The 23,742-nt window shown below is 70.8% G+C and carries 25 protein-coding genes; 14 read left to right on the top strand and 11 right to left on the bottom strand.

Going from position 1 to position 23,742, the window contains the following annotated elements; all coding sequences use genetic code 11:
- Nucleotides 1-26: 26 nt before the first annotated feature.
- From ACZ60E_RS18765 to ACZ60E_RS18755, 3 genes are all read left to right on the top strand, one after another.
- Nucleotides 27-206 carry a hypothetical protein gene (locus tag ACZ60E_RS18765; RefSeq protein ID WP_210882549.1) on the top strand — a complete coding sequence of 60 codons (180 nt, stop codon included), beginning with the start codon at nt 27-29 and terminating at the stop codon, nt 204-206.
- Entirely contained in the window at nt 203-2,470 is a 2,268-nt protein-coding gene (locus tag ACZ60E_RS18760) for a TOMM precursor leader peptide-binding protein (RefSeq protein WP_469441733.1), read from the top strand. The genes ACZ60E_RS18765 and ACZ60E_RS18760 overlap by 4 nt, the downstream gene beginning before the upstream one ends.
- A gap of 254 nt (nt 2,471-2,724) precedes the next feature.
- Nucleotides 2,725-3,996 carry a sensor histidine kinase gene (locus tag ACZ60E_RS18755; protein WP_384802514.1) on the top strand — a complete coding sequence of 424 codons (1,272 nt, stop codon included), beginning with the start codon at nt 2,725-2,727 and terminating at the stop codon, nt 3,994-3,996.
- Between the two features lie 12 nt (nt 3,997-4,008).
- Here ACZ60E_RS18755 and ACZ60E_RS18750 read toward each other — a convergent pair whose 3' ends face one another.
- From ACZ60E_RS18750 to ACZ60E_RS18715, 8 genes are all read right to left on the bottom strand, one after another.
- A complete protein-coding gene (locus ACZ60E_RS18750) occupies nt 4,009-4,614 on the bottom strand; it encodes a response regulator (RefSeq protein ID WP_384802511.1) in 606 nt (201 codons plus the stop codon).
- Between the two features lie 227 nt (nt 4,615-4,841).
- Nucleotides 4,842-5,705 (bottom strand): UDP-3-O-acyl-N-acetylglucosamine deacetylase, encoded by an 864-nt coding sequence (locus tag ACZ60E_RS18745; RefSeq protein ID WP_469441731.1) that lies wholly within the window; start codon nt 5,703-5,705, stop codon nt 4,842-4,844.
- Nucleotides 5,702-6,715, bottom strand: a complete 1,014-nt coding sequence (locus ACZ60E_RS18740) for a UDP-3-O-(3-hydroxymyristoyl)glucosamine N-acyltransferase (RefSeq protein ID WP_469441729.1) — start codon at nt 6,713-6,715, stop codon at nt 5,702-5,704. The genes ACZ60E_RS18745 and ACZ60E_RS18740 overlap by 4 nt, the downstream gene beginning before the upstream one ends.
- Nucleotides 6,716-6,728: 13 nt before the next feature.
- Nucleotides 6,729-7,565, bottom strand: a complete 837-nt coding sequence (gene lpxA, locus ACZ60E_RS18735) for an acyl-ACP--UDP-N-acetylglucosamine O-acyltransferase (protein WP_469441727.1) — start codon at nt 7,563-7,565, stop codon at nt 6,729-6,731.
- 207 nt (nt 7,566-7,772) lie between these two features.
- Nucleotides 7,773-8,069 carry a hypothetical protein gene (locus ACZ60E_RS18730; protein WP_469441726.1) on the bottom strand — a complete coding sequence of 99 codons (297 nt, stop codon included), beginning with the start codon at nt 8,067-8,069 and terminating at the stop codon, nt 7,773-7,775.
- Nucleotides 8,070-8,170: 101 nt separating this feature from the next.
- Nucleotides 8,171-10,348 (bottom strand): 4-alpha-glucanotransferase, encoded by a 2,178-nt coding sequence (gene malQ / locus ACZ60E_RS18725; protein WP_469441723.1) that lies wholly within the window; start codon nt 10,346-10,348, stop codon nt 8,171-8,173.
- Nucleotides 10,348-10,617 (bottom strand): hypothetical protein, encoded by a 270-nt coding sequence (locus ACZ60E_RS18720; protein WP_384802493.1) that lies wholly within the window; start codon nt 10,615-10,617, stop codon nt 10,348-10,350. The genes malQ and ACZ60E_RS18720 overlap by 1 nt, the downstream gene beginning before the upstream one ends.
- 508 nt (nt 10,618-11,125) lie before the next feature.
- Nucleotides 11,126-11,662 carry an HNH endonuclease gene (locus ACZ60E_RS18715; RefSeq protein WP_107016193.1) on the bottom strand — a complete coding sequence of 179 codons (537 nt, stop codon included), beginning with the start codon at nt 11,660-11,662 and terminating at the stop codon, nt 11,126-11,128.
- A 229-nt stretch (nt 11,663-11,891) separates the two neighbouring features.
- Between ACZ60E_RS18715 and ACZ60E_RS18710 the strand changes: the two genes are divergently transcribed.
- From ACZ60E_RS18710 to ACZ60E_RS18700, 3 genes are all read left to right on the top strand, one after another.
- The gene (locus ACZ60E_RS18710) at nt 11,892-13,019 is read left to right on the top strand and encodes a mechanosensitive ion channel family protein (RefSeq protein ID WP_384802481.1); all 1,128 of its coding nucleotides are present in this window, start codon (nt 11,892-11,894) and stop codon (nt 13,017-13,019) included.
- A gap of 236 nt (nt 13,020-13,255) precedes the next feature.
- Complete coding sequence (locus ACZ60E_RS18705; RefSeq protein WP_469441721.1) at nt 13,256-13,597, top strand: hypothetical protein; 342 nt, start codon at nt 13,256-13,258, stop codon at nt 13,595-13,597.
- A gap of 9 nt (nt 13,598-13,606) precedes the next feature.
- Complete coding sequence (locus ACZ60E_RS18700; RefSeq protein WP_469441720.1) at nt 13,607-13,882, top strand: Uma2 family endonuclease; 276 nt, start codon at nt 13,607-13,609, stop codon at nt 13,880-13,882.
- A 193-nt stretch (nt 13,883-14,075) separates the two neighbouring features.
- Here ACZ60E_RS18700 and ACZ60E_RS18695 read toward each other — a convergent pair whose 3' ends face one another.
- Nucleotides 14,076-14,297: a hypothetical protein gene (locus tag ACZ60E_RS18695; protein ID WP_469441718.1), complete on the bottom strand. Its 222-nt coding sequence runs from the start codon at nt 14,295-14,297 to the stop codon at nt 14,076-14,078.
- A gap of 28 nt (nt 14,298-14,325) precedes the next feature.
- Entirely contained in the window at nt 14,326-14,820 is a 495-nt protein-coding gene (locus ACZ60E_RS18690) for an ATP-binding protein (RefSeq protein ID WP_469441716.1), read from the bottom strand.
- Between the two features lie 226 nt (nt 14,821-15,046).
- Here ACZ60E_RS18690 and ACZ60E_RS18685 point away from each other — a divergent pair, with 226 nt between their 5' ends.
- Nucleotides 15,047-15,859, top strand: a complete 813-nt coding sequence (locus ACZ60E_RS18685) for a helix-turn-helix domain-containing protein (protein WP_469441715.1) — start codon at nt 15,047-15,049, stop codon at nt 15,857-15,859.
- A gap of 2 nt (nt 15,860-15,861) precedes the next feature.
- Nucleotides 15,862-16,056, top strand: coding sequence for a DUF397 domain-containing protein (locus ACZ60E_RS18680; protein ID WP_469441712.1), 195 nt, complete (start codon nt 15,862-15,864; stop codon nt 16,054-16,056).
- A 13-nt stretch (nt 16,057-16,069) separates the two neighbouring features.
- On the opposite strand, the gene ACZ60E_RS18675 is transcribed toward ACZ60E_RS18680, so the two are convergent.
- Nucleotides 16,070-16,459, bottom strand: a complete 390-nt coding sequence (locus tag ACZ60E_RS18675; RefSeq protein ID WP_384802469.1) for a hypothetical protein — start codon at nt 16,457-16,459, stop codon at nt 16,070-16,072.
- A 125-nt stretch (nt 16,460-16,584) separates the two neighbouring features.
- Here ACZ60E_RS18675 and ACZ60E_RS18670 point away from each other — a divergent pair, with 125 nt between their 5' ends.
- From ACZ60E_RS18670 to ACZ60E_RS18645, 6 genes are all read left to right on the top strand, one after another.
- Nucleotides 16,585-17,682: a glycoside hydrolase family 43 protein gene (locus ACZ60E_RS18670; RefSeq protein ID WP_469441710.1), complete on the top strand. Its 1,098-nt coding sequence runs from the start codon at nt 16,585-16,587 to the stop codon at nt 17,680-17,682.
- 211 nt (nt 17,683-17,893) lie between these two features.
- Entirely contained in the window at nt 17,894-19,108 is a 1,215-nt protein-coding gene (locus ACZ60E_RS18665; RefSeq protein WP_384802462.1) for an ROK family transcriptional regulator, read from the top strand.
- A gap of 101 nt (nt 19,109-19,209) precedes the next feature.
- A complete protein-coding gene (locus ACZ60E_RS18660) occupies nt 19,210-20,547 on the top strand; it encodes an ABC transporter substrate-binding protein (protein ID WP_469441706.1) in 1,338 nt (445 codons plus the stop codon).
- A 6-nt stretch (nt 20,548-20,553) separates the two neighbouring features.
- The gene (locus ACZ60E_RS18655) at nt 20,554-21,516 is read left to right on the top strand and encodes a carbohydrate ABC transporter permease (protein ID WP_469441703.1); all 963 of its coding nucleotides are present in this window, start codon (nt 20,554-20,556) and stop codon (nt 21,514-21,516) included.
- A gap of 2 nt (nt 21,517-21,518) precedes the next feature.
- Entirely contained in the window at nt 21,519-22,442 is a 924-nt protein-coding gene (locus tag ACZ60E_RS18650) for a carbohydrate ABC transporter permease (protein ID WP_384802452.1), read from the top strand.
- A gap of 2 nt (nt 22,443-22,444) precedes the next feature.
- Nucleotides 22,445-23,710: a 6-phospho-beta-glucosidase gene (locus tag ACZ60E_RS18645; RefSeq protein WP_453792827.1), complete on the top strand. Its 1,266-nt coding sequence runs from the start codon at nt 22,445-22,447 to the stop codon at nt 23,708-23,710.
- Nucleotides 23,711-23,742: the final 32 nt, after the last annotated feature.

Below are 23,742 nucleotides of genomic sequence, written 5' to 3'. Positions count from 1 at the left end.
AAGTCGACAGCGAACAAGGAGCACCCATGTCACGGATCACGCCTCTGCTCGACGGCGACGCGGCGATCGCGAGAGGCGCCGACGATCTCGTGATCACTGAATTCGGCCCCGAATCCGGTGACACCACCGACGGCCGCATCTGTATCTGCTGGATGCCCGGGGCCGGCGCCGGTTCCTCCGCGGACGGCGGCCGTCAGACCCGATGAACCGTCCCGCCCCGGACGACGGGCTCCCCCGGCTGGGGTTCGCACCGCATCTGCGGGTCGAATCGGCGCCCGGGGAGCCCGTGTTCCTGATGACCGAGGACCGCGTGACCACGCTCGGCGGTGAACAGGTCGCGCTGCTCGCCCCGTTGCTCGACGGCAGCCGCGACCTGCCCCGGATCGTCGCCGACGCGGCCCCCGGCCTCTCGCCCGACCGCACCGAACGGCTCGTGGCCAGGCTGCTGGGCGCGGGTCTGCTGTCCGCCTATCCGCCGGACGGCCGCGCCGGACCCGAACGCGCCTACTGGGCCCTCACGGGTCTCGCGGCCGGGCCCGACGCCGGCCGGGGCGCCCTGCTGGCCCCGGTCGACCTCACCGAGGACAGCGGCGGCACCCTGTGCGAGGCCGTGTCGGCGGCCGGTCTGCGGACCGCGGCCGTGGGCGGGCCCGCCGATCTGACCCTGGCGCTGTGCCACGACTACCTCGATCCGCGGCTGAGCGCCCTGGACGCGGAACACCGTGCCGCGGGCCGCAGTTGGCTGCCCGTGCGGGCGAGCGGCACCCATCTGTGGGTGGGCCCGTTCTTCTCCCCCGGCGAGGGTCCGTGCTGGAGCTGTCTCGCGGACCGGTTGCGGCTGCGGCGGCGCAGCGAGGCGTACGTCCAGCACCGGCTCGGGCTCGGCGGGCCCGCCGAGCACCGGCCGTCGTATCTGCCGACGGGCCGGGCGGCGGCCCTGCACCTGGCCCTCCTCGAGGCGGCGAAGTGGCTGGCCGGGCACCGCGATCCGCGCCAGGGCACCCTGTGGCGGCTGGACACCCGCACCCTGGAGAGCAGCCGTCATCCCGTGCGGCGCCGCCCGCAGTGCGCCCGCTGCGGCGACCCCCTGCTCGTACGCGACCGGGTGTCGGCCCCCGTCGTGCTGTCCCCGCGGCCGGTGCGCGACACCGGCGGAGGGGGCCACCGGACGGCCGGCCCGGACGAGGTCCTCGACCGGTACGGGCATCTCGTGGACCCCGTCACCGGGCTGGTCGGCGAGATCCGCCGGGACCCGCGGGGGCCGGATTTCCTCAACTGCTTCCACGCGGGTGCCCAGCCGCCCTGGGACCCGGCGAAGCCGCCGCCCGCGCTGCACACACCGCTGCGCAGCCCGGGGTCGGGCAAGGGCGTCACCGAGGCACACGCGAAGGTGAGTGCGCTTGCCGAGGCGCTCGAGCGGTACAGCGGGTACTTCCAGGGCGACGAGCCGCGTCTGCGGGGCAGTTACCGCGAACTCGCGGACCGGGCCGTCCACCCGGACGGCGTCCAGCTCTTCGACCGGCGGCAGTTCACGGACCGGGCCGCCTGGAACCGTGCGCACGGCCCCTTCCACCAGGTGACCGAGCCCTTCGACGAGGACGCCCCGCTCGACTGGACACCCGTCTGGTCACTGACCGAGGAGCGGCAGCGCCTCGCGCCGACGAGCCTGCTCTACTACAACGCCCCGGACGCGGACACCCGTTACTGCCGGGCCACCTCCAACGGGGCTGCCGCGGGCACCAGTCTGGAGGACGCCGTCGTACACGGCTGCCTGGAGCTGGTGGAGCGGGACGCGATCGCCCTGTGGTGGTACAACCGCACACGGCAGCCCGGTGTCGTCCTCGACCGGCGGGACGCGTGGACCGCCGGGACCCGGGACTCGCTCCGGGACATGGGGAGGTCGGTGTGGGCCCTCGACCTCACGTCCGACCTCGGCATCCCCGTGGTCGCGGCCGTCTCGGCCCGGATCGGCGAGCCGGCCGAGGACGTCGTGCTGGGCTTCGGCGCCCATTTCGACGCGCGGATCGCGCTGCGCCGTGCACTGACCGAACTCAACCAGATGCTGCCGCCGTTGACGGGCGGACCGCCCGGCGGAGGGACCGCCTACACCGGCGACGACCCGGAGGCCCTCGCCTGGTTCCGGCACGCCACGACCGCCAACCAGCCCTATCTGCTGCCCGCCGCCCGCCGGTCCGCCCGGCCGCCCGCCGCACTGCGCCCGCCCGCCGACGCCGCGGCCCAGGCCGGGGCCCTGGTCGAGCTGTTGCGCCGGCACGGCCTCGACGTACTCGTCCTCGACCAGACCCGTCCCGATGTGGAGCTGCCCGTCGCCAAGGTGCTGATCCCCGGACTGCGCCCGCACTGGGCGGGATTCGGTCCCGGCCGGCTGTTCGACGTACCGGTCGCGCTGGGCCGGCTGGCCCGGCCGACGGACTTCACCGAGCTGAATCCCTTTCCCCTGCACCTGTGACGGAATGAAGTATTCCTCTTTACGGAATGAAATCATCCACTTGTTTTCGCGCACCGGAGCAAACCTTTTCACTTCACCGGCGGTCTTCTTTCCATAGAGAGTCCGAAGCGCACTCCACCCCACCGGGTTTCACTTCTGGGCGGTTTCGATCGATTACTATCGATGGCGACTTCTCATCCTCCCGGTATGCCGTGAGAGGGTGGGCACGGCACAACCTGACTCACTAATTCGTTCGGTTCGTCCGGGGGGAAGAGATGCAAGGTTCTGCCCTGCATGATGGCGCGCGCGTCGAACAGGAGGACGCGCGAAGCAGGCACCTCGCCCGTGGCACCTCCATCGCCATCACCTTCGCAGTACTTGTGGCCTTCTTCGGCATCGGAGTGACCTACCTGGTGGAGGGCCACCCCTCACCTCTCGGGCTGGGCACGGGCATCACCACCCTGCTCCTGGTCTACGGGCTCCAACTGGCGCATTCCTTTCCCCATCTGTCGCCCCGGCTGGCCCGCCGGCAGTACTGGACCCTCGGGTTCCAGGCGCTCCTCACGTACCTTCCGTTCCTCTTCTACGCCGAGGCCTGGCTCGCCGCTCCCGGCTTCCTCGCCGGCTCCGCGCTGCTCGTGCTCCCCTCCCGCTGGAAGTGGCCCGCCTACGGGACGGCCGTGGCGTCGGCCGGCCTGCTGGTGCTGGAGACCGGCCTGGGCCGCGGTTCGGTCTGGTACGGGACGGTGGCGACCGCGCTGACCGGCCTGGTGGTGTACGGACTCTCCGAGCTGACCCGGCTCGTCCAGGAGGCCCACCGCACCCGCAGCGAGCTGACCCGGATGGCACTGGAGGCGGAACGGCTGCGGTTCTCCCGCGATCTGCACGACCTGCTGGGCATCAGCCTCACCACCATCGCCTTCAAGTGCGAGCTGGCGCGACGGCTGCCGCCCTCCAAGCACGCCCGGCTCCACCAGGAGCTGACGGAGATCCTGGACACCACCCAGCGGGCCTTCGCCGACGTACGGGCCGTCTCGCAGACCTACCGCGCCATGTCACTGACCGCGGAGGTCGACACCGTCTTCGCGACCCTCAGGGACATGGGCATACACGCCGTCTTCCGCGGCGGCGCGGGGCCCCTGCCGCCCCACATAGAGACCACGCTGGCCACGGTCCTGCGCGAGGGGATCACCAACATGCTCCGGCACAGCAGGGTCGGCACCTGCATCGTCCAGCTCAGCCGCGAGCCGGGCGCCGTCGGACTGATCGTGACCAACGACGGAATTCCGGCGCAGCCGTCCGGCCCCGCCGGGGACACCCGGCCGGGCAGCGGACTCACCAACCTTCGCGAACGCATCGAAGCGGTCGACGGCAGACTGAACATCAAGATCATGGACGACAAGTGGTTCTCGCTGACGGCGGTCGTCCCGCTTCCGGCCGGAACACACGAGTCCAAGCGGCCCTTCCTGCGGACCGCCGCCGGTCCGGCCCGCCCCCCGGCGCACCCCCCGGAGAGCGAGCTGCGCGACTCGGCGACGGTGGCCTGAGCCGCGGGGCGGTCAGATCCAGCCGCCCTCGCGGGCGATCCGTACCGCGTCCATGCGGTTGCGGGCGCTCAGCTTGACCACCGCGCTGCTCAGGTAGTTGCGCACGGTGCCCGGCGACAGGAACAGCCGGCGGGCGATCGCCGCGGTGCCCTCGCCGGCGGCGGCGAGCCGGAGGACCTCCAGCTCACGGGGGGCCAGCGGCTGTGTCACGTCTTCGAGCGCCGCGACCGCCAGCTGCGGGTCGACGGCACGCTTGCCGGCGGCCACCGCGCGGATGGCGCCCACGAGTTGCGTGGGATCGGCGTCCTTGCGCAGGAAGCCCGTGGCGCGGGTGGCCAGCGCCCGGCGCAGCGTGCTGGCGTTGCCGAGTCCCGTGAGCATGAGGATCCGGCAGTCGGGCACGGCGGTGCCGAGCGCGGCGGCGGCGGAGATGCCGTCCATGCCGGGCAGGCCGATGTCGAGCACGGCGACGTCCGGTTGCAGGGCGCGCGCCCTCGGCACGATCTCGTCGCCGCGGCCGACTTCGGCCACCACCTCGAAGTCGGCTTCCAGCGACAGAAGTTCGGCCAGCGCCCGGCGCAGCATCGCCATGTCCTCGGCGATCAGAATCTTTATCATGGCCCCCCACATCGACCGCACACAGGTCGCCCGGGCCTCATACTCTCATCCGGAAAGCCAGAACAAGGCTTCGAGACGCCAAGTTCCTTGCCTTTCGGTCGGCTTCCTCCCGGGGTTCCGTTTGCGAAAGGAAGTCGCAGATTCAATCACCCCGGTAAACCCGGCCGATTTCCCCTTTCGGGCGCCGGTGGCGGTAGCGGTGGTGGTGGCTTTACGGATCCCGCCGTTCATGGCCGTGCAGGGCGGAGGCACCCTGTGGCCGCGTCCGTGACGAGTGCGGCCAGAGCGATGTTCGCGCGGTGGCCGGGGCGCACCGCGGTGACGTCGAGGTGGTGGACGGGGATGCCGGTGAGGTAGAGGTCGCCGATCAGGTCGAGGAGTTTGTGGCGGGCGGGTTCGTCGGCGAAGCGGGTCCGCCCTACGTACGCGTCGTCGCCGATGACGACGACGGAGGGCTCGTCGAGTCCGCGCCCGAGGCCGTGCGCGCGGGCGCGGCCGAGTTCCGACTCCAGGACGAGCGTGCGGGCGGGGGCGACCAGGTCCGCGTAGTCGGCGGGGAGTCGGACGGTGACGGTCTGCCGGACCGGGAACCGGGGTGCGCGGTCGTAGGTGACGCTCCACAGCCCGGTTCCGGGACGGGCCCGCAGGACCGTGTCCCCGTACGCGTACCGGACGGGCCGGGGCAGACGGGGAGGCCGCCAGGGGCCGAGGTCGCGCAGGCCCACGGCGTGGAGGGCGTCGGTGAAGGGCCGGGCGCTGCCGTCGCAGCCGGGCACCTCCTCGCCGGAGAGGTGGATCTCGGCGTCGGTGACACGGGCACCCGCCAGAGCGCTCATCAGGTGCTCGACGGTGGACACCGGGCCGAGGCGGGTACGGCGGTCGGTCGCGGTGACGTGCGCGACGCGGGCCGGGACTCGGGTGGGGTGGGCCTGTACGTGAGTGGTGCGGGCCTCTCGGGTGGTGCGGGTGGTGCGGGTGAAGGCGATTCCGTCGTCGCCCGGGGCGATGGTCACGGTGACGGGTCGCCCCGAGTGCAGGCCGACGCCGTCGAGGAGGACGGGGGCGCGCACGGTGGCGCGCCGGTCGGTCACCGGCCGGCGTCCAGTCGCTCTTCCAGCCGCCGTATCCGTTCGAGCAGTTCGGGCAGTCGGGGCAGCACTGCGTCGAGGCGCAGTTGCCGGGCGAGGGGGCGGGCGGGAGTGCCGGTGTGGTCGCCGGGGGTGTCGATGTCACGGGTGACGGTGCCGTGGGCGCCGACACGGACGTCGTCGGCGAGCGTCGTGTGGTCGAACACGCCGCTGCCGCCGCCCAGGACGCAGCGCCGGCCGAGCGTGGCGCTGCCGCCGACGCCGGACAGGGGCACGAGCAGGGTGTGGTCGCCCAGGGTGGCGTTGTGCCCGACGCAGGTGAGGTCGCCGAGCTTGACCCCGTCGCCCAGGACGGTGTCGGCGCAGGTGGCCCGCTCGACGCTGGCCAGCGCGCGGATCTCCACGTCGTCGCCCGCGCGGACGCCTCCGGCCTGCGGCACCCGCCGCCACCCGGCCGGGGTGGGCGTGAACCCGAATCCCTCGCCCCCGACGACGGCCCCCGGGTGCACGGTGCAGCGCTCGCCGAGGCGGACGTCCCGGCAGAGCACCGCGTGCGGGTGGAGCACGCTGTCGGCGCCGACGCGGCAGTTCGGTCCCACGTAGACGAAGGGGTGGATCTGCGTGCGCGGTCCGATGACGGCTCCGCGCTCCACGACCGTGTAGGGACCCACGTACGCGGTGGGGTCGATGGCGCAGTCCGGATCGGTCACCGCGGTGGGGTGGATGCCCGGGGGCGGGGCCGGGGTCGCCCGGCGGTCGAGCTCGCCCAGCAGGTGGTGGAAGACGTCCCGCGGATCGTCCACGTGGACGTGCGGCCTGTCCACACCCGTGAGGGCGCGCGGCAGCAGGAACGCGCCGACGCCCGCCATGCGCTCCAGCGCGCTCGCCCGCTCCGCGTAGGCCAGTCCCGACGGATCGGTGGCCCGGGTGTCCGTCGGACGCACGCGCATCCCGGCGTCGCCGCAGACGGAACCGTCGTACGCCTCGGCGATCTCGCCCAGGGACCAGTGCATGAGCCCACCACCTCTACGCGTCGCGGGCCGGACGGGGACGGGGTACGACCGGCGTGGTCCCCCGGCGGGACGGGCCGGCGAGGAACGCCCGCAGTTCCGGCACGAGTTCTCCGGCGTCAGGCATACCCGGCGGCGGGGCGGTGAAGTCGGCGAGGCCGGTGAATCCGTCGAAGTGGCGGCGCAGCGCGTTCTGTTGGGCGGCGGGGATGCCGTGGCGTCGCATGCCGACGTGGTTGAGGCCGCGCTGCCGGGCCGGGACGCCGTCCACGACGGTGAAGGGCAGGACGTCCCGTTCCACCTTCGTCAGGCCGCCCACCATCGCCAGACGTCCGACGCGCACCCACTGCACGAGGCCGCTCCCGCCGCCGATCACGGCGTGGTCGCCGACCCGCACGTGTCCACCGAGGGCGGCGCACTGGCTGACCACCACGCCGTCGCCGAGGACGCAGTCGTGTCCGACGTGCGTACCGCCCATGAGGAGGCAGTCGCTGCCGGTCCTGGTGGGTTCCTCGCCCGTGGAGCGGTGCACGGTCGCGCCCTCCCTCAGGACGGTGCCGGGGCCCAGCACCGCCCTGGTGGCCGCGCGCGCGTCGAACTTCAGATCCTGCGGATCCCCGCCGACGACCGCGTGCACGCCCACGACCGCACCGGCGCCCAGGGTCGCCGAGCCGTGGACGACCGCGTGCGCCTGGACGCGCACCCCGTCTCCCAGTTCGGCCCCCTCCTCGACGACGGCGAAGGGACCGATCCGCACCCCGGAACCGAGTGCGGCGCCGGGGGCCACGCAGGCCGACGGATGGATGCGCACGGCGGGATCACCGTCACCGCACTGCTCAGCGTCCTGCCACATCCCACCATCGTGACCACACCGAGGGCCGCGGGTGCGCCTTATTACCTGATGCGGGGTGACGACACGGCCGTCGTGAGGACCGTCGAAGGCGCCGAGGGCAGGCGGAACGCGTCGAGGGCACCGTTCTCGCCCCCGTGCGGCGGGTTGCCCACGGGTGCGAGGACGGTGCCCTCGGCGGAAAGAGTCGGATCTCGGCGGGGACCGGGATCAGGAGGCGCGTACCTGGTCAGGGCCCTGCATCTTGCCCTGGCCCTTGCCTCCCGGCTTGCGCCTCGGCTGACGGTCCGTCGAACCGTCGAGCACCCAGACCAGGCCGGCGATCAGCGCGAACAGTCCGATCGGCGCCGCGACATAGAGGCCCAGCGTCTCGATGACGCTCAGCTTCTGCGCGGGGTCGTCGCCGTCGTCGCGCGTCAGCGCGAGCGCGGGGGACGACATCATGATCATCATCAGCATCGTACCGGCAGCCAGGGCGCCGGCGCGCAGGGCGTTCTTCTTGTCCACGGTGCAAACGTAGCGAACTCCTGTTGCGGCCGCGCGCCCGGGGGTGCCGTACGGGGTGCGATGCGGGTTTCGGTACGGATTCCGGCGCGGGTTCCGGGGCCTCACGCGGTGGGCTCCGGGCCGCCGGTGGCCCCGCCTTCGCGCAGCACCTCCATGAGGGCGTGCAGCCGGGGCGAGGCGGCCAGTTCCTCCAGGGTGACGGGCCGGCCCTCGGCGTCGGCGACGGGCAGCCGCCAGTTCGGGTACTGGTCCCAGGTGCCCGGCAGGTTCTGCGGGCGGCGGTCGCCGACGGCGTCCGGGAGCCAGACGCCGACGAGACGGGCGGGAGTACGCAGCAGGAAGCGGTGCACGGCCTGGATCTCGGCCTCCTCCGACTGCTCCGAGACACCCCCGGCGGCCCCCTGCAGCAGCCCGAGCCGGGCGAGCAGCGCCAGCCACTCCCCCACGTCCGCCGCCGCCTCGGCCCGTTCCTCCCCCACCGGGCGGGTCAACAGGCCCAGACGGTCGCGGAGTTCGACGTGGTCGCCGGTGAGGCGGGACGCGGTGGGCGGCAGGTCGTGGGTGGTGGCGGTGGCGAGACAGTCGGCGCGCCAGCTCTCCGGGGGCAGCGGCAGCCCCGTACCGTCCCAGTCGCGTTCGAACCACAGGACCGACGTGCCGAGCACGCCGTGCTCCTGGAGCGTCTCGCGCACACCCGGTTCGACGGTGCCCAGATCCTCGCCGATCACCAGGGCCCCGGCGCGGGAGGCCTCCAGGGCGAGGATCGCGAGCATGGCCTCGGCGTCGTAACGGACGTACGTGCCCTCGGTGGCCGGGCGGCCCTGCGGGACCCACCAGAGCCGGAAGAGGCCCATGACGTGGTCGATGCGGAGCGCGCCCGCGTACCGGAAGAGGGCGCGCAGGAGGCGGCGGTACGGGGCGTAGCCGGACTCGGCGAGGCGGTCCGGGCGCCAGGGCGGCAGCCCCCAGTCCTGGCCCTGGACGCTGAAGGCGTCCGGGGGCGCGCCGACGGACATGCCGGCCGCGAAGACCTCCTGCTGCGCCCAGGCGTCGGCGCCACCGGGGTGGACCCCGACAGCGAGGTCGTGCACGAGCCCGACGTCCATGCCGGCGTCGCGGGCGCTGCGCTGGGCGGTGGCGAGCTGGGCGTCCGTCAGCCAGGCGAGCCTGCTGTGGAAGTCGACGCGGTCCATCAACTCGGCGCGGGCGCGGGCGGTTTCGGCCGAGCGCGGGTCGCGCAGGCCCTGCGGCCACCGCGTCCAGTCGGAGCCGTACACCTCCGCGAGGGCGTACCAGGTGGCGTGGTCCTCCAGCGCCTCGCCCTCCTCGGCGAGGAAGTCGCAGTAGGCGGCCCGGCGGCCGGGCCCGAGCGGCACCTCGCGGACCAGTTCAAGAGCCTCGCGCTTCAGCTCCCAGACGGCGTCGCGGTCGATCAACGCGCCTTTGTCGAGCACGGATTCGCGCAGCCGGCGGGCCCGTGTCAGCAGCGCGAGCAGCCGTTCACGGTCGCTCTCGTCGACGTACGCGAACTCGGGGATGTCCTCGACGCGCAGATACACGGGGTCGGGGTAGCGGCGCGAGGACGGCCGGTACGGGGACGGGTCGGTGGGTGCGCCGGGCACGGCCGCGTGCATCGGGTTGACCTGGACGAACCCGGCCCCGAGCGCACGCCCCGCCCAGGCCGTCAGCTCGGCGAGGTCGCCGAGGTCGCCCATGCCCCAGGAGCGCCGGGACAGCAACGAGTAGACCTGCACGAGCAGCCCGTACGTACGTCCGGTGGGCGCGGGCAGCTTCGCCGGGGCGACGACGAGATGGGCCCGCGCGATACGCCCGTCAGGAGCGGCGGCCTCCAGCACGTGCACCCCGGTCGGCAGCCGCTCGACGGTCTCCCGGACCTCGCCCTGCTCGGTGAGGACACTCAGCCGGGTCCCGGCGGGGAGCGCGGCGAGGGCGGCTTCGAGCGAGGAGCCACCGGGGGTTCCGGGGGTTCCGGGGGTTCCGTCCGGCGTGGCGGGACCCGAGCCGCCTTCGTCGGGTACGGACTCGGGCGCGGGCGTGCCCCCGGCCCAGCTCACCACCGTCGGCGGGAGCAGCCGTTCCCGGAGTTCCGTCTCGCGGGCCGCGAGGGAGGCGCGGACGGCGGCCGGTGTGCCCGCGGCGACTCCCAGCGCGGTGAGCGCGGCGACGACCGCCGTGTCCGAGGCCGCGACCGTGCGGTCAGGGGACGGACTGTAGGACGTGGCGACGCCGTACAGCGCGGCGAGCCGGGAGAGCGGCATCAGACCCCCGACGGGTCCAGGCCGGCGGCGGCACCCAGGGGAGTCGGCTCACTCGTCAGGGGCGCGGCGTCGGCGAGCGGAGGTTCACTGGTGAGGGGCGCGGCGGCGGCCAGCGGCGGTTCGCTGGTCAGCGGCGCCTCGGCGCTGGAACCCTCGGCGCCGGCGTTGAAGATGCAGTAGAGCGGGTGCGGGTCGGATCCGGGGTCGGCGGGCACGTCCGCCGGACGTTTGGAGAGGGCCGAGAGCAGAAGCTGTGCCGATGCGGCCACGGGGGCCTCCTTGGTCGTCGTGCGGGCGGGTCAGGGCTGCCCCTACCCAGCGGGCGGGCCCGCAGACGTGAGAGCGAGGACATCGTGCTCCTCTTCACATTCTGTCCCGGATCACCAGAATCACCAAGAGCGCCCGCGCGAACACAAAGAGCGACCGCCGGGCGCTCCTGAAATGGCCCATTCACCCACTATGCGCATTGAGTGCACCCGCCCCGCGGTGCTCCTGGCGGCTGTCGCGGGCGTCGGCTTCACAGGCGTACGTCCGGTGTTCCCCGACGACGTGCGCCACCCGCGGGAGGGCCTGCCGCGCGACGCCTACGGCATGGCGTTCCCCACCACCGGCGTGGACCTGGTGGGCGCGGCCGTCCTGCTGGCGCTGCCGATCAGCCTGAGCGGCTTGGCCGTGGGCGCCGCCGAGTCCGCCGACCACCCGGCGCCCGGGGCAGCACACAGCCCCGGGTCCCACCGGGACCGGGGCCGGCCCGGGGCAAACCAAAGGCCCGGGTCGTCAGGCGGAAATGCCGTCGATCCGGGCCATCGCGTCCTCCGCGCCGTACGGCTGCAGGTAGGGCAGCCAGCGCGGATCCCGGTGCCCGGTGCCGATGATGCGCCACGCGAGCCCCGACGGCGGGGCCGGTTTGTGGCGCAGGCGCCAGCCGATCTCGACCAGGTGGCGGTCGGCCTTGGTGTGGTTGCAGCGGCGGCAGGACGCCACCACGTTGTCCCAGACGTGCTGACCCCCGCGGCTGCGCGGGATGACGTGGTCGACGCTGGTTGCGACGCCACCGCAGTACATGCACCGGCCGCCGTCCCGGGCGAACAGTGCCCGGCGGGTCAGCGGAACGGGCCCCCGGTAAGGGACCCGCACGAACCTTTTCAGCCGGACCACGCTGGGCGCGGGGACGGTGACGGTGGCGCTGTGCATGAAGGCGCCGGATTCCTCAAGAGAAACTGCCTTGTTCTCAAGGACCAGGACGAGCGCGCGGCGGAGCGGTACGACGCCGAGGGGCTCGTACGACGCGTTGAGGACCAGGACATGCGGCACGGACGGCCTCCTTGTACGCCGGCGGCGCGTGGCTCGCGCCGGGACGATCTGCAGTCAGTCTCCCCTCATGCCTGGTGGAAGCGCCACCATGTCCCGGTAACGGGCTGGGAGTGTTTTCGACCACATCTCCTTCATCCCCACGTGAGCACAGTCTCTCCCTCGAACATTGCAACGATCCGCACACGGTGCCCCGTTAGTGTGGTGTTTCCGCCCGTCGGCATTCCACCAAATGTCCCCTGCCACGGGCGGGCCGCTACGCCTGGAGGTACCTGCCGTGTTCTTGTCCGTCCTGTCGGCCGCCGATCCCACCGAGGAACCGACGTCACCGACGCTCCAGGACGCCCAGGAAAGCGCCACCAACGCCGCCAGCTGGGTGGAGCAGAACTGGTCCACCTGGCTCAGCATCGGACTGCGCATATTGCTCATCGTCATCATCGCGGTGGTGCTGAGAGTGGCCGTGCGGCGGACCATCACGAAGTTCATCGACCGGATGAACCGAACGGCCCAGGCGGTCGACGGCACGGCGCTCGGCGGCCTCCTGGTCAACGTCGAACGCCGCCGCCAGCGCTCCCAGGCCATCGGTTCCGTCCTCCGTTCGGTCGCGTCCTTCCTGATAGTGGGCACGGCGGCGCTGATGATCCTGGGCACGTTCCAGATCAATCTGGCGCCGCTGCTGGCCTCCGCCGGTGTGGCGGGCGTGGCGATCGGTTTCGGCGCCCGCAACCTCGTGACGGATTTCCTCTCCGGCGTTTTCATGATCCTTGAGGATCAGTACGGCGTAGGGGACACGGTCGACGCGGGGGTGGCGTCCGGCGAGGTCATCGAGGTGGGCCTGCGGGTCACCAAGCTCCGCGGCGACAACGGCGAGATCTGGTACGTCCGCAACGGCGAGGTCAAGCGCATCGGCAACCTCTCCCAGGGCTGGGCCACGGCCGGCGTCGACGTCACGGTCCGCTCGGACGAGGACCTCGACCGCGTCCGCTCGGTCCTCGCGGAGGTCGGCGAGGCGATGAGCAAGGACGAGCCCTGGAACGAGCGCCTGTGGGGCCCGATAGAGGTACTGGGCCTGGACAGCGTCATCCTGGACTCGATGGTCGTACGCGTCAGCGCGAAGACCATGCCGGGCAAGGCCCTCTCCGTCGAACGCGAACTGCGCTGGCGCATCAAGCAGGCCTTCGACCGCGCGGACATCAGCATCGTCGGCGGCCTCCCGATCCCGGCAGAGGACGCCCCGGCCGCCGACCCGACGGCGGGCATGGCGGCCCCGTCGGCGTACTCCAACACAGGCTCGGCACAGTCCCAGGCGGCGTCCCCCCTGACCCCGCCGGCCGTCGTTCCGTCGAGCGGGGCGAAGTAGGGGCGAGAGGTTTCTCATACGGGCTGATGCGCGTGCGGGGCGGTTTCCGGTGCGATCCGGAAGCCGCCCCCGCTCGCATTCACAGCCCGGCACGACCGCCTTAACGGTTCAGCGTGCTCGTTCGGGTGAACCCCCACAGCATTCGCAGGTCACATGGGGTGCGGGTGCCTCATGGTTCTGCCCGGGGCACCCGGAACGGGCGTAGCCTGGCAACAGCGTGGCGAGGAGAAGCATCAGTGAGTGCCGAACTCAGCATGGAGCCGGTCATGACGCAGCAGGACCCCATCGATCTGCTGATCGCGTTCGAGGAAGCGTCCGAGACGCCGATCCGACCCGAGTACGTCGAAGGGACGGTCATCGTGCCGCCGGCACCGAACGACAACCACAATGACGGCGCTTTCGAGTTGTCCTTCCAGTTCCGCGCCGCCGGACTACGCCTGGTGGGCATGGGCAACGGCTACCGGGCAGCCCACAAGGACGGCCGCACCATGGCCCTGCTCATCCCGGACTTCTATGTACGCCGCCGCAAGGCGACGGAGCTGGACGAGTCGTATCGCAGGGCCCACAAGGGCTGGTAACCCATCGACATGATCGCCCTGGTCGGCGAGGTGACCTCCACCAACCACGAGACGGACACCGGCCCCAAGTTGCGCACCTACGCCGCCGCCGACGTCCCCCTCTACATCGTGATCAACCGTCACCGGAGGACGGCCCACTGCCACTCCGACCCGATCACCCCCGGCGACGACCCCACAGAGGCGTACTACGCCACCGAGGTCAAGGTCGAACTGGGCCGCGCACTCCCGCTCCCGGCCCCGTACCCGACACTGGAGACGGCCCCTTTCCTGGAGCCGCCGGAGTAGCCGAGCCGGTCGGCGAACGCGGCGCCCGACGCGCAACTCCGCACGGTTCGCCAAGTGCCGCCCGGCATGATCAGGCAGGCTTTCAGCCGAACCAGTTCACCTGCACCAGCGCGATCCGCTCGCCTCGCGCATCGGTGATGCCGCCGTCGGCAGACCGTCCAGCAGGTCGTCCTGGAACAGTGCCCACTGCCAGTCAGCCACCCGCGACCTCACGGTGCGCCGTGCGCACGATTTCCCCGGCCTCCCGGATCACCCGCTCACGAGTCGCGGGGTACCGCTCGATCTCGACGACGACGCCCCACTGCCGGTAGAACATCCGGATCGGTACGACGCTGTCCTCGTCCCCGGCACGGACGAACGCCTTCTGCAGATCCTCGAAGAATTCGGGAAGCCGCGACGGTACAACAGTGGCCACGGCCTGACGCAGCGCCGGAAGGATCAGTTCAGGCCGGGGAATGAGCGGACCGTCCTGGTCCGCGTACGGCGTGATCATCGGCCGCCCCTTCTGCTCGTCGCGCGCCCCTGTGGCACGCGCCCACGCCCGTGAGTCCCCACTCCGCGTAGACGGTCTTGTCGGCGCCGCGTACCTCTACGCCCCACCGGTCCGCCAGGGCCGCGACGAGCAGCAGTCCGCGGCCGAACTGGTCGGTGTCCTGCGCCGGGCGGGGCCACGGCAGCCGGTCCCCTCGCGGGTCGCCGACCTCGACGCGGAGCGCGGCGGCGCCGAGTGAGATCCGCGCGCGGATCAGCCGGTCCTGGAGGCTGCCGTGCAGCAGGGCGTTGCTCATCAACTCCGAGACGACCACGGCGACATCCCCGGCGCGGTCGGGATGCCCCCACTCCCCGACGAGCCGCGCGGCCCGCCGCCGGGCGAGCGTGACGCTGTGGGCGAGGGGGGTGTAGTCGAGGGAGTCCTCGCGAAGGAGGGGTTCAGCCATGGGACACGTACCTCTCGGGCAGCAAACGACTCCGCTGAGTCAGCGATTGAGCACTGAAAGTAGAGAGGCAGCAATCTCGGATGCAAGTCACTCGGAGATATTTGTCTCCAAAGAGTGAAGGTGGCATCCGGCCTGGGGTGAGCGGGGCGACACTGAACCCATGAATGGGACAGCGCAACTAGGGAACCGGGTATCAACTGTCCTTGGGCGCAAGCTCGGTGGCGAGTTGCTTCGGCTACGTGACGCCTCGGCGAAAACCCAGCATCAGGCGGCCGAGGTCATCAACGCGACCAACTCGAAGATCGTGAAGATGGAACGGGGATGGGTGCCCATGCGGGACCCGGACATCCGTGTTCTGTGCGAGTTGTACGGGCTGGAGGACCGCGACACGCTCGCCCGGCTCCTGGAACTGGCGAAACTGGACCGTGAACGCCGCAAGGCCAAGGGCTGGTGGCAGCATTCGCCCAACGCCGGCGGTCTGGCCGAGTACGTCGCCATGGAGGACGCGGCGACCCACATCCGCAACTGGCAGTCCTCGCTCGTGCCCGGCCTGTTCCAGACGTCCGAGTACACCCGTGCGCTCTCCGTGAGCGAGGGCGACTGGGAGGATCCGAACGACATCGAACGCTGGGTCGAGGTCAAACAGAGGCGTCAGGAGCGGCTTTTGGGTGCACGCCCGGTCACGGTGTACGCGATGGTCTGGGAAGCCGCGCTACGCCAACAGGTCGGCGGCACCACTGTCATGCATGCACAACTGGAGCACCTGCTGGACCTCACCGCACTGCCGAACGTACGCCTGCAAGTGGTTCCGTTCCGCGCCGGTGGACACCCTTGCATCGCCGGACCGTTCAGCATTCTCTCCTTCGCCGAGACCGAGGCACTCGACGTGGTTCAGGTGGACTCCCTGACAGGCCCAATGTGGGTCGAGGACGAAACGAAGGGCACCATGTACAGCGAGCGCTTCAACCGCACAGCTCGCCTGGCTCTGGCCCCGCGCGACTCCATCACCCTCATCGACGGCCTGCGCAAGGAGATCTGACCGTGTCCGACTTCCACTTCGTGAAGTCCAGCTACAGCACCTTCTCCGGCGAGTGCGTAGAAGTCGCCCTCAACGCCCCGCACACCGTCGCCGTCCGCGACTCCAAGTCCCCCGACGGCCCGATACTCCACCTCTCCCCCACGGCGTGGGCGGAGTTCACCGCCGCACGAGCGCTCGACGGTCCCCACCGACACTGAGCACGCGCACGGCCTACCCCCGGACGTGCGCGAACATCGCTTCGTACCGCGCGTACATCAGGCCCAGTTCCTGCGGCCGGTCCCGTACGTCCAGGAACTCAAGGACGAGCGAGAGCAAGCGATCCACGGCCTCTCCATGCTGCTCCGGAGTCAGGTGGCCCTGGTCCTTCCAGTCGTTGAGCGGCATGTCGGGGAACTGGTCCAGAAGCACGAGCTTGTGCCAGTAGAAGCTGTTCAACTCGCCCCTGCGGACCACCAGCCACTCCGTGAAGCCCCGCATCAGCCCGCCCGACCTTCCGGCGTCGACCCCCGTGAGGAACATGGCCGTCGAGTGATAGGTGCCGTTCAGGCCGTAACTCTCAGGATGTTCGACCAACTTCTCGATGAGCTGCTTGTCGTTCACTCGTCCCCCTGGACCCCGTAATCGAATGCCGTACCTCTGGCCCCGCCATATTGACGGCTGCCCCCCACCCGGAGATGATCCGAGAGCGCTCTCTGACGTGGACACGATCAGGAGGAACCCCCCGGATGTCTCCCACCCGCAGCCGGCTCGCCCGCCTGGTTCCGTTCGGGCTTGCCGCCGTTCTCCTCCTCGCTCTCGGGCAGGCCGCGGCCACCGCCGGGCCCGCCGAGGCCGTCACCGCGGGCACCCTCGGCCGCACCACCCTCGGTGGCGCCGACCCCAGTGTCATCAAGGTCGGTGACCTCTACGTCGCCGCCAAGTCCGTGGACGGCGGGATCGCCGTGCGGACCGCGGCCACCCTGGAGGGCATCGCCGCCGCGCCCAAGCAGCAGGTGTGGCGGGACACCGGCGGGCTCGGTGAGGTCTGGGCGCCCGAGATCGTGCACCACGACGGCGCCTACCGCATCTACTTCGCCGCCGGCACCGGCGCCGCCCACCGGATGTACCACATCAGCTCGGCCAGCCCGGCCAGCGGCTACTCCGCCGCCACCAAGGTCGCCCTCCCCGGCGACAAGTGGGCCATCGACGGCGCCCCCTTCACCTTCAACGGCCAGCGCTGGTTCGTCTGGTCCGGCTGGGCCGGTGACACCAACGTCGAGCAGAACCTGTACGTCGCCCGGCTGAGCGGCCCCACCACCTCCACCGGCGACCGGTACGTCATCTCGCAGCCCCGCGAGTCGTGGGAGCGGATCGTCGGCAACCCGTACATCAACGAGGCGCCCCAGCCGATCGTCGACCCCAACGGGCAGCTGCACATCGCGTACTCCGCGAACGGCAGCTGGAGCGACCAGTACTGCATCGCCGACCTGCGGCTGCGCGCCGGCGGCGATCCGACGTACGTGTGGGACTGGTACAAGTCCAACGGCTGCCTGTTCGGGTCCCACCGCGCGACCATGATGTCCGGCTGGGACCCGACGCTGAACGTCGACGGCCCCGGCCACCACACGTTCGTCCTGCCGCGTGGCGACGCCACCGCCGGGCCGCCGTCGGGCAACCGTTTCCCGACGATGTTCCACGCGGTCGCGAAGGGCACGCCGTACTCGTGGTCGAACCGCTACTGGTACACCGGCACGGCCGTCTGGTGGGGCAACACCACCTACAGCCGCGCCAACGTCCCGGGCTCCCCCACCAACACCGGGTTCAGCCTCAAGTTCTTCGAGTGAGCCTCCACGGACGCCCTCGCACCACCCCGCCCCCGCAGGTAACGACTCTGTTGCCGCGGGGGCAACCTGTTGACGCCTCCCCCGCCCCCGGCCTACCTTCCTCCCATCGATAGGAAAGTTTCCTAACAGTGATCGCAGCGGTGATCCTTCGGTGGACTTTCCGGTAATCACACTGGGAAGCTGGTCAGCCGAGAGGCAGGTGTCGACAGTCATGGCAGCAACATCCGGTACCCCGGGCACCCCGCGCGTGCTGCGCGCCATGAACGACCGCGCCGCGCTCGACCTCCTGCTGGAGCACGGCCCGCTCTCCCGGACCCGGATCGGCAAGCTGACGGGGCTCTCGAAGCCGACCGCCTCCCAGCTGCTCGCCCGGCTGGAGGCCGCGGGGCTCGTCGTCGTCACCGGGACCAGCGAGGGGCGCCCCGGGCCCAACGCGCAGCTGTACGCGGTGAATCCTTCCGCCGCGTACGCCGCCGGGCTCGACGTGACCCCCGAGCGGATCCTCGCCGCCGTCGCCGATGTGACGGGGCGGACGGTCGGCGAGTACGAACTGGCGACCCCGGGACGGCGCGCCGCCCACACCGTCGTACGGCAGGTCACCGACGCCCTCGACGGCGCGGTGAAGGCGGCGGGGCTGGCCCGGGCCGACATCCAGCGGCTCGTCATCGGCACCCCCGGCGCCTTCGACCCGAACACGGGCCGGCTGCGCTACGCCTCCCACCTGCCCGGCTGGCACTCCCCCGCCCTGCTCGACGAGCTCGCGGCGGCGCTGCCGATGCCCGTCGAGTACGAGAACGACGTCAACCTCGCCGCCGTCGCCGAACAGCGGCTCGGCGCGGCCCGGGGCCACGACGACTTCGTCCTGCTGTGGAACGAGGGAGGCCTGGGCGCCGCCCTGGTGCTCGGCGGACGGCTGCACCGCGGCTGGACCGGCGGCGCGGGCGAGGTCGGCTTCCTGCCCGTCCCCGGCGCGCCCCTCGTCCGGCACGTCACCAAGGCCAACAGCGGTGGCTACCAGGAACTGGCCGGTTCCCAGGCCATTCCGAAACTCGCCCGCGAACTCGGCATCAAGCCCATCCCCACCGGCCCGTACAGCGAGGTCGCCGCCGCACTCGTCGAACAGGCCGCGGACATCGACGCGGGCCCGCACCGGGAACTCCTCAAGACATACGCGACCGGTCTCGCCACCGGTCTCGCCTCGCTCGTCTCCGTCCTCGACCCCGAACTCGTCGTCCTCAGCGGCGCCTCGCTCAGCAGGGGCGGCGAACCCCTGCGCGCGCTGGTGCAGGCCGAGCTGGAGGAGCTGGCCGCGTCCCGGCCCCGGCTCGTCGTCGGCGACGTACACGAACAGCCCGTGCTGCGCGGCGCGTTGGAGAGCGCGCTCGCCGCCACCCGCGACGAGGTCTTCGACACCTCCGCCCACTGACCAGCCCCCGACCGGCCCGATGAAGGGCCACTGAACACCCCTCACCCCGGCTCCGCCCTCTTCCCCCGTCCAGCCCGCCCTGCTCATAGGGAGACCCCGTCATGCCCGGAATGCCCCGTAAAGCGGTGCTCGCCGCCGCGTCGATAGTCCTCCTCGCCACCGGCGGCACCGGCTGTACCGGCTCGTCCGGTTCCGGTGCCACGGACGACCCGAACGCGAAGACCACGATCACCTTCTGGCACGGGTGGAGCGCGCCCGCCGAGGTGAAGGCGATCGAGGAGAACATCGCCCGCTTCGAGAAGGCGCACCCCAACATCAAGGTGAAGGTCGTCGGCAACATCAACGACGACAAGCTCAACCAGGCGCTGCGCGCGGGCGGTTCGAACGGGCCCGACGTCGTCTCCTCGTTCACCACGTCCAACGTGGGCAAGTTCTGCTCGTCCGGCGCCTTCGCCGACCTCAAGCCGTTCATCGAGAAGTCGAAGCTCGACCTGGACGCGATCATCCCGAAGCCGATGCTGGAGTACACCCAGTTCGAGGGCACCCGGTGCGCGCTGCCGCTGCTCGGCGACGCGTACGGCCTCTACTACAACAAGGACGCCTTCGCGGCGGCCGGCATCAAGACGCCCCCGAAGACCTGGACCGAGTTCGCGAAGGACGCGAAGAAGCTCACCGAGGCCAAGGGCGACTCGTACGAACAGCTCGGCTTCATGCCGAACTTCCACGGCTACGAGACCGTGGTGGACCACTACATGTCGCAGTGGGACCACTCCTACTTCGACGACAGCGCCAAGTCGAACATCGCCGACGACCCGGCCTTCGCGGAGATGTTCACGTACCAGAAGAAGCTCGTCGACGATCTCGGCGGCTTCCAGAAGCTGGAGAAGTACCGCAACACGTTCGGCGACGAGTGGGGCGCCAAGCACCCCTTCCAGACCGGCCAGGTGGCGATGCAGCTCGACGGCGAGTGGCGGCTGGGGATGGCGAAGGACGCGGGGGTGAAGTTCGAGATCGGCACCGCCCCCATGCCCGTCGCCGACGACGAGGTGGACGAGTACGGCAAGGGGTTCCTGTCCGGCACGATCATGGGTATCGCGCCGCAGAGCAAGAAGCAGAACGCGGCCTGGGAACTGATGAAGTACATGACGACCGACACCGAGGCCGTCGTGTCGTTCGCCAACGCCATCCACAACGTGCCGTCCACGTTCGACGCGCTCAAGTCGCCCGACCTGAAGGTCGAGGACGGCTTCAAGACCTTCGTGGACATCGCCCAGCACCCGCAGTCGAACACCCCGCCGGCCTCCGTCAACGGCTCGACGTACCAGACGACACTCCAGGACTTCGGCTACCAGTACGAGTCCGGCAAGGTGAAGGATCTGAAGGCCGGTCTGAAGAAGACCGCCGACCAGATCGACCGTGACATCGAGCAGGCGAAGTAGCGCCCGATGTCCACACTCCCCGCCTCCACGGCCTCACCCACCCTGCGGACGAAACGCAGGAAACAGGCTCTGCGCACGGCCGCCTTCATGTCACCGTGGCTGATCGGCTTCAGCGTCTTCTTCGCCTACCCGCTGATCTCGACCGTGTACTTCTCCTTCATGAAGTACGACGGCTTCGGCGTCCCGGAGTTCCGGGGGCTGGAGAACTGGAGTTACGTCTTCAACGACTACCCCATGTTCTGGCCGGCGCTGCGCAACACCCTGTGGCTGGTGCTCGTCATGGTCACCTTCCGGGTCGTCTTCGGCCTGGGGATCGGCCTGCTGATCACGAAGATCAAGACCGGTACGGGTGTCTTCCGCACGCTGTTCTACCTGCCCTACCTCGCGCCGCCGGTCGCCGCCACGCTGGCCTTCGTGTTCCTGCTCAACCCGGGTACGGGACCCGTGAACTCGGTGCTCGGCGACCTCGGTCTGCCGACGCCCGGCTGGTTCACGGACGCCACCTGGTCCAAGCCCGCGCTCACCATGCTGGCCCTGTGGGGCGTCGGCGACCTGATGGTCATCTTCATGGCCGCGCTGCTCGACGTACCGACGGAGCAGTACGAGGCCGCCGAGCTGGACGGCGCGTCGGCCTGGCAGCGGTTCCGGTTCGTGACGCTGCCGAACATCTCGCCGATCGTGATGTTCGCCGTGGTCACGGGCGTCATCCAGACGATGCAGTACTACACGCAGCCGCTGGTCGCCGGGAAGGTCGCCTCCGGGATCATCGGCGGCTCGGGCCAGCAGTTCGAACCGGGGTACCCCGACAAGTCGACGCTCACCCTGCCGCAGCTCGTCTACAACCTCGGCTTCCAGCGGTTCGACTACGGCTCCGCGTGCGTGGTCGCGCTGGTGCTGTTCGCGCTGTCCATGGCGTTCACCGCGTTCCTGATGCGGCGCCGCGGCGGACTCATCCAGGCAGGTGACTGACCATGACCCAGACGACTGAAGCCCACGTACCGCTCACGACGGCGGAGTCGGGGCCCGAGTCCCCGAAGCCGCCCGTCACGGCCGCCGAGCGCACCGCCCGGCGCAAGGCGCTCCTGGAGTGGATCGCCGTGCACGCGCTCGGGGTCGCCGCCGCGCTGTTCTTCGTGCTGCCCTTCGTGTTCGTCGTCCTGACCTCGCTGATGAGCGACGACCAGACGCTCACCAGGGACCTCGTCCCGGACACCTGGGAGTGGGGCAACTACACGAAGGTATTCGACACCCCCGGCTTCCTCACCTGGTGGAAGAACACCCTCCTGTACGCGGGCGCCGGCACCGCGCTGACGGTCGCGTCCTCGATCCCGGTGGCGTACGCGCTCGCCAAGTTCCGCTTCCGTGGCCGGAACCTGTCGCTGATGCTGGTCATCTCGATGATGATGCTGCCGCCGCAGGTCATCATCATCCCGATGTACCTGTTCTGGGCGAAGCAGCTGGATCTGTCGGGCACGCTGTGGCCGCTGATCATCCCGATGGCGTTCGGCGACGCGTTCTCCATCTTCCTGCTGCGGCAGTTCCTGATGACGATCCCGAACGAGTACATCGACGCGGCGAAGGTCGACGGGTGCGGGGACCTGAAGACCCTGCTGAAGGTGGTGCTGCCGATGGCCAAACCGGGTATCGCGGCCGTCGCGCTCTTCCAGTTCTTCTACGCCTGGAACGATTACTTCGGACCGCAGATCTACGCGTCCGAGAACCCCGGCGCCTGGACCCTGAGCTACGGCCTGGAGTCCTTCAAGGGCGCGCACCACACCGACTGGAATCTGACGATGGCCGCGACCGTCCTGGTCATGGCACCCGTGATCCTTGTGTTCTTCTTCGCACAGAAGGCGTTCGTCGAAGGCGTCACGCTCACCGGAGTGAAGGGCTGAGAATGAAACTCGCAGTAGTGGGCGGGGGCTCCACCTACACCCCTGAACTCATCGACGGCTTCGCGCGGTTGCGCGACACCCTGCCCGTCGAGGAACTGGTCCTCGTCGACCCGGCGCTCGACCGCCTCGAACTCGTCGGCGGGCTGGCCCGGCGCATCTTCGCCAAGCAGGGGCACCCCGGGCGGATCACCACGACCGACGATCTCGACGCGGGTGTCGAGGGCGCCGACGCCGTGCTGCTCCAGCTCCGCGTGGGCGGCCAGGCCGCCCGCAACGAGGACGAGACCTGGCCGCTGGAGTGCGGCTGCGTCGGCCAGGAGACCACCGGCGCGGGCGGCCTCGCCAAGGCGCTGCGTACGGTCCCGGTGGTGCTGGACATCGCCGAGCGCGTCCGGCGCTCCAACCCGGACGCCTGGATCATCGACTTCACCAACCCCGTCGGCATCGTGACCCGCGCCCTCCTCCAGGCCGGTCACAAGGCGGTCGGACTGTGCAACGTGGCGATCGGATTCCAGCGGAAGTTCGCCACGATGCTGGGGGTCGCCCCCACCGATGTGCATCTGGACCATGTGGGCCTCAACCACCTCACGTGGGAAACCCATGTGCGCCTCGGTGGCCCGGAGGGCGAGAACGTCCTCCCGAAGCTGCTCGCCGAGCACGGCGACACCATCGCCGGCGACCTGCGCCTGCCGAGCGGCGTCCTCGACCGCCTGGGAGTCGTCCCGTCCTACTACCTGCGCTACTTCTACGCGCACGACGAGGTCGTACGGGAGCTGGGTACGAAGCCGTCGCGGGCCGCGGAAGTCGCCGAGATGGAGCGGGAGTTGCTGACGATGTACGGCGACCCGGCGCTCGACGAGAAGCCGGCGCTGCTGGGCAAGCGGGGCGGGGCCTTCTACTCGGAGGCCGCCGTCGACCTCGCCGCGTCGCTGCTGGGCGGGGGCGGCAGCCCGTACCAGGTGGTGAACACCTACAACCGGGGGACGCTGCCGTTCCTGCCCGACGACGCCGTGATCGAGGTGCAGGCGGCGGTCGGGCACTCGGGGGCCGCCCCGCTGCCCGTGGCGCCGGTGGACCCGCTGTTCGCGGGGCTGATGGCGAACGTGACCGCGTACGAGGACCTGGCCCTGGAGGCCGCCCTGCGCGGGGGCCGCGAGCGGGTGTTCCGGGCGCTGCTCGCCCATCCCCTGGTCGGCCAGTACGCACTGGCCGACGGCCTCACCGACCGGCTGATCGCGCACAACCGGGAGCACCTCGCGTGGGCATGAGCGCGTCCCACACGGGGCCCGAAGACACCGAC

The sequence above is a fragment of the Streptomyces sp. NPDC102514 genome, assembly GCF_055584525.1.
This window is presented reverse-complemented; position numbering and strand designations above follow the sequence as displayed.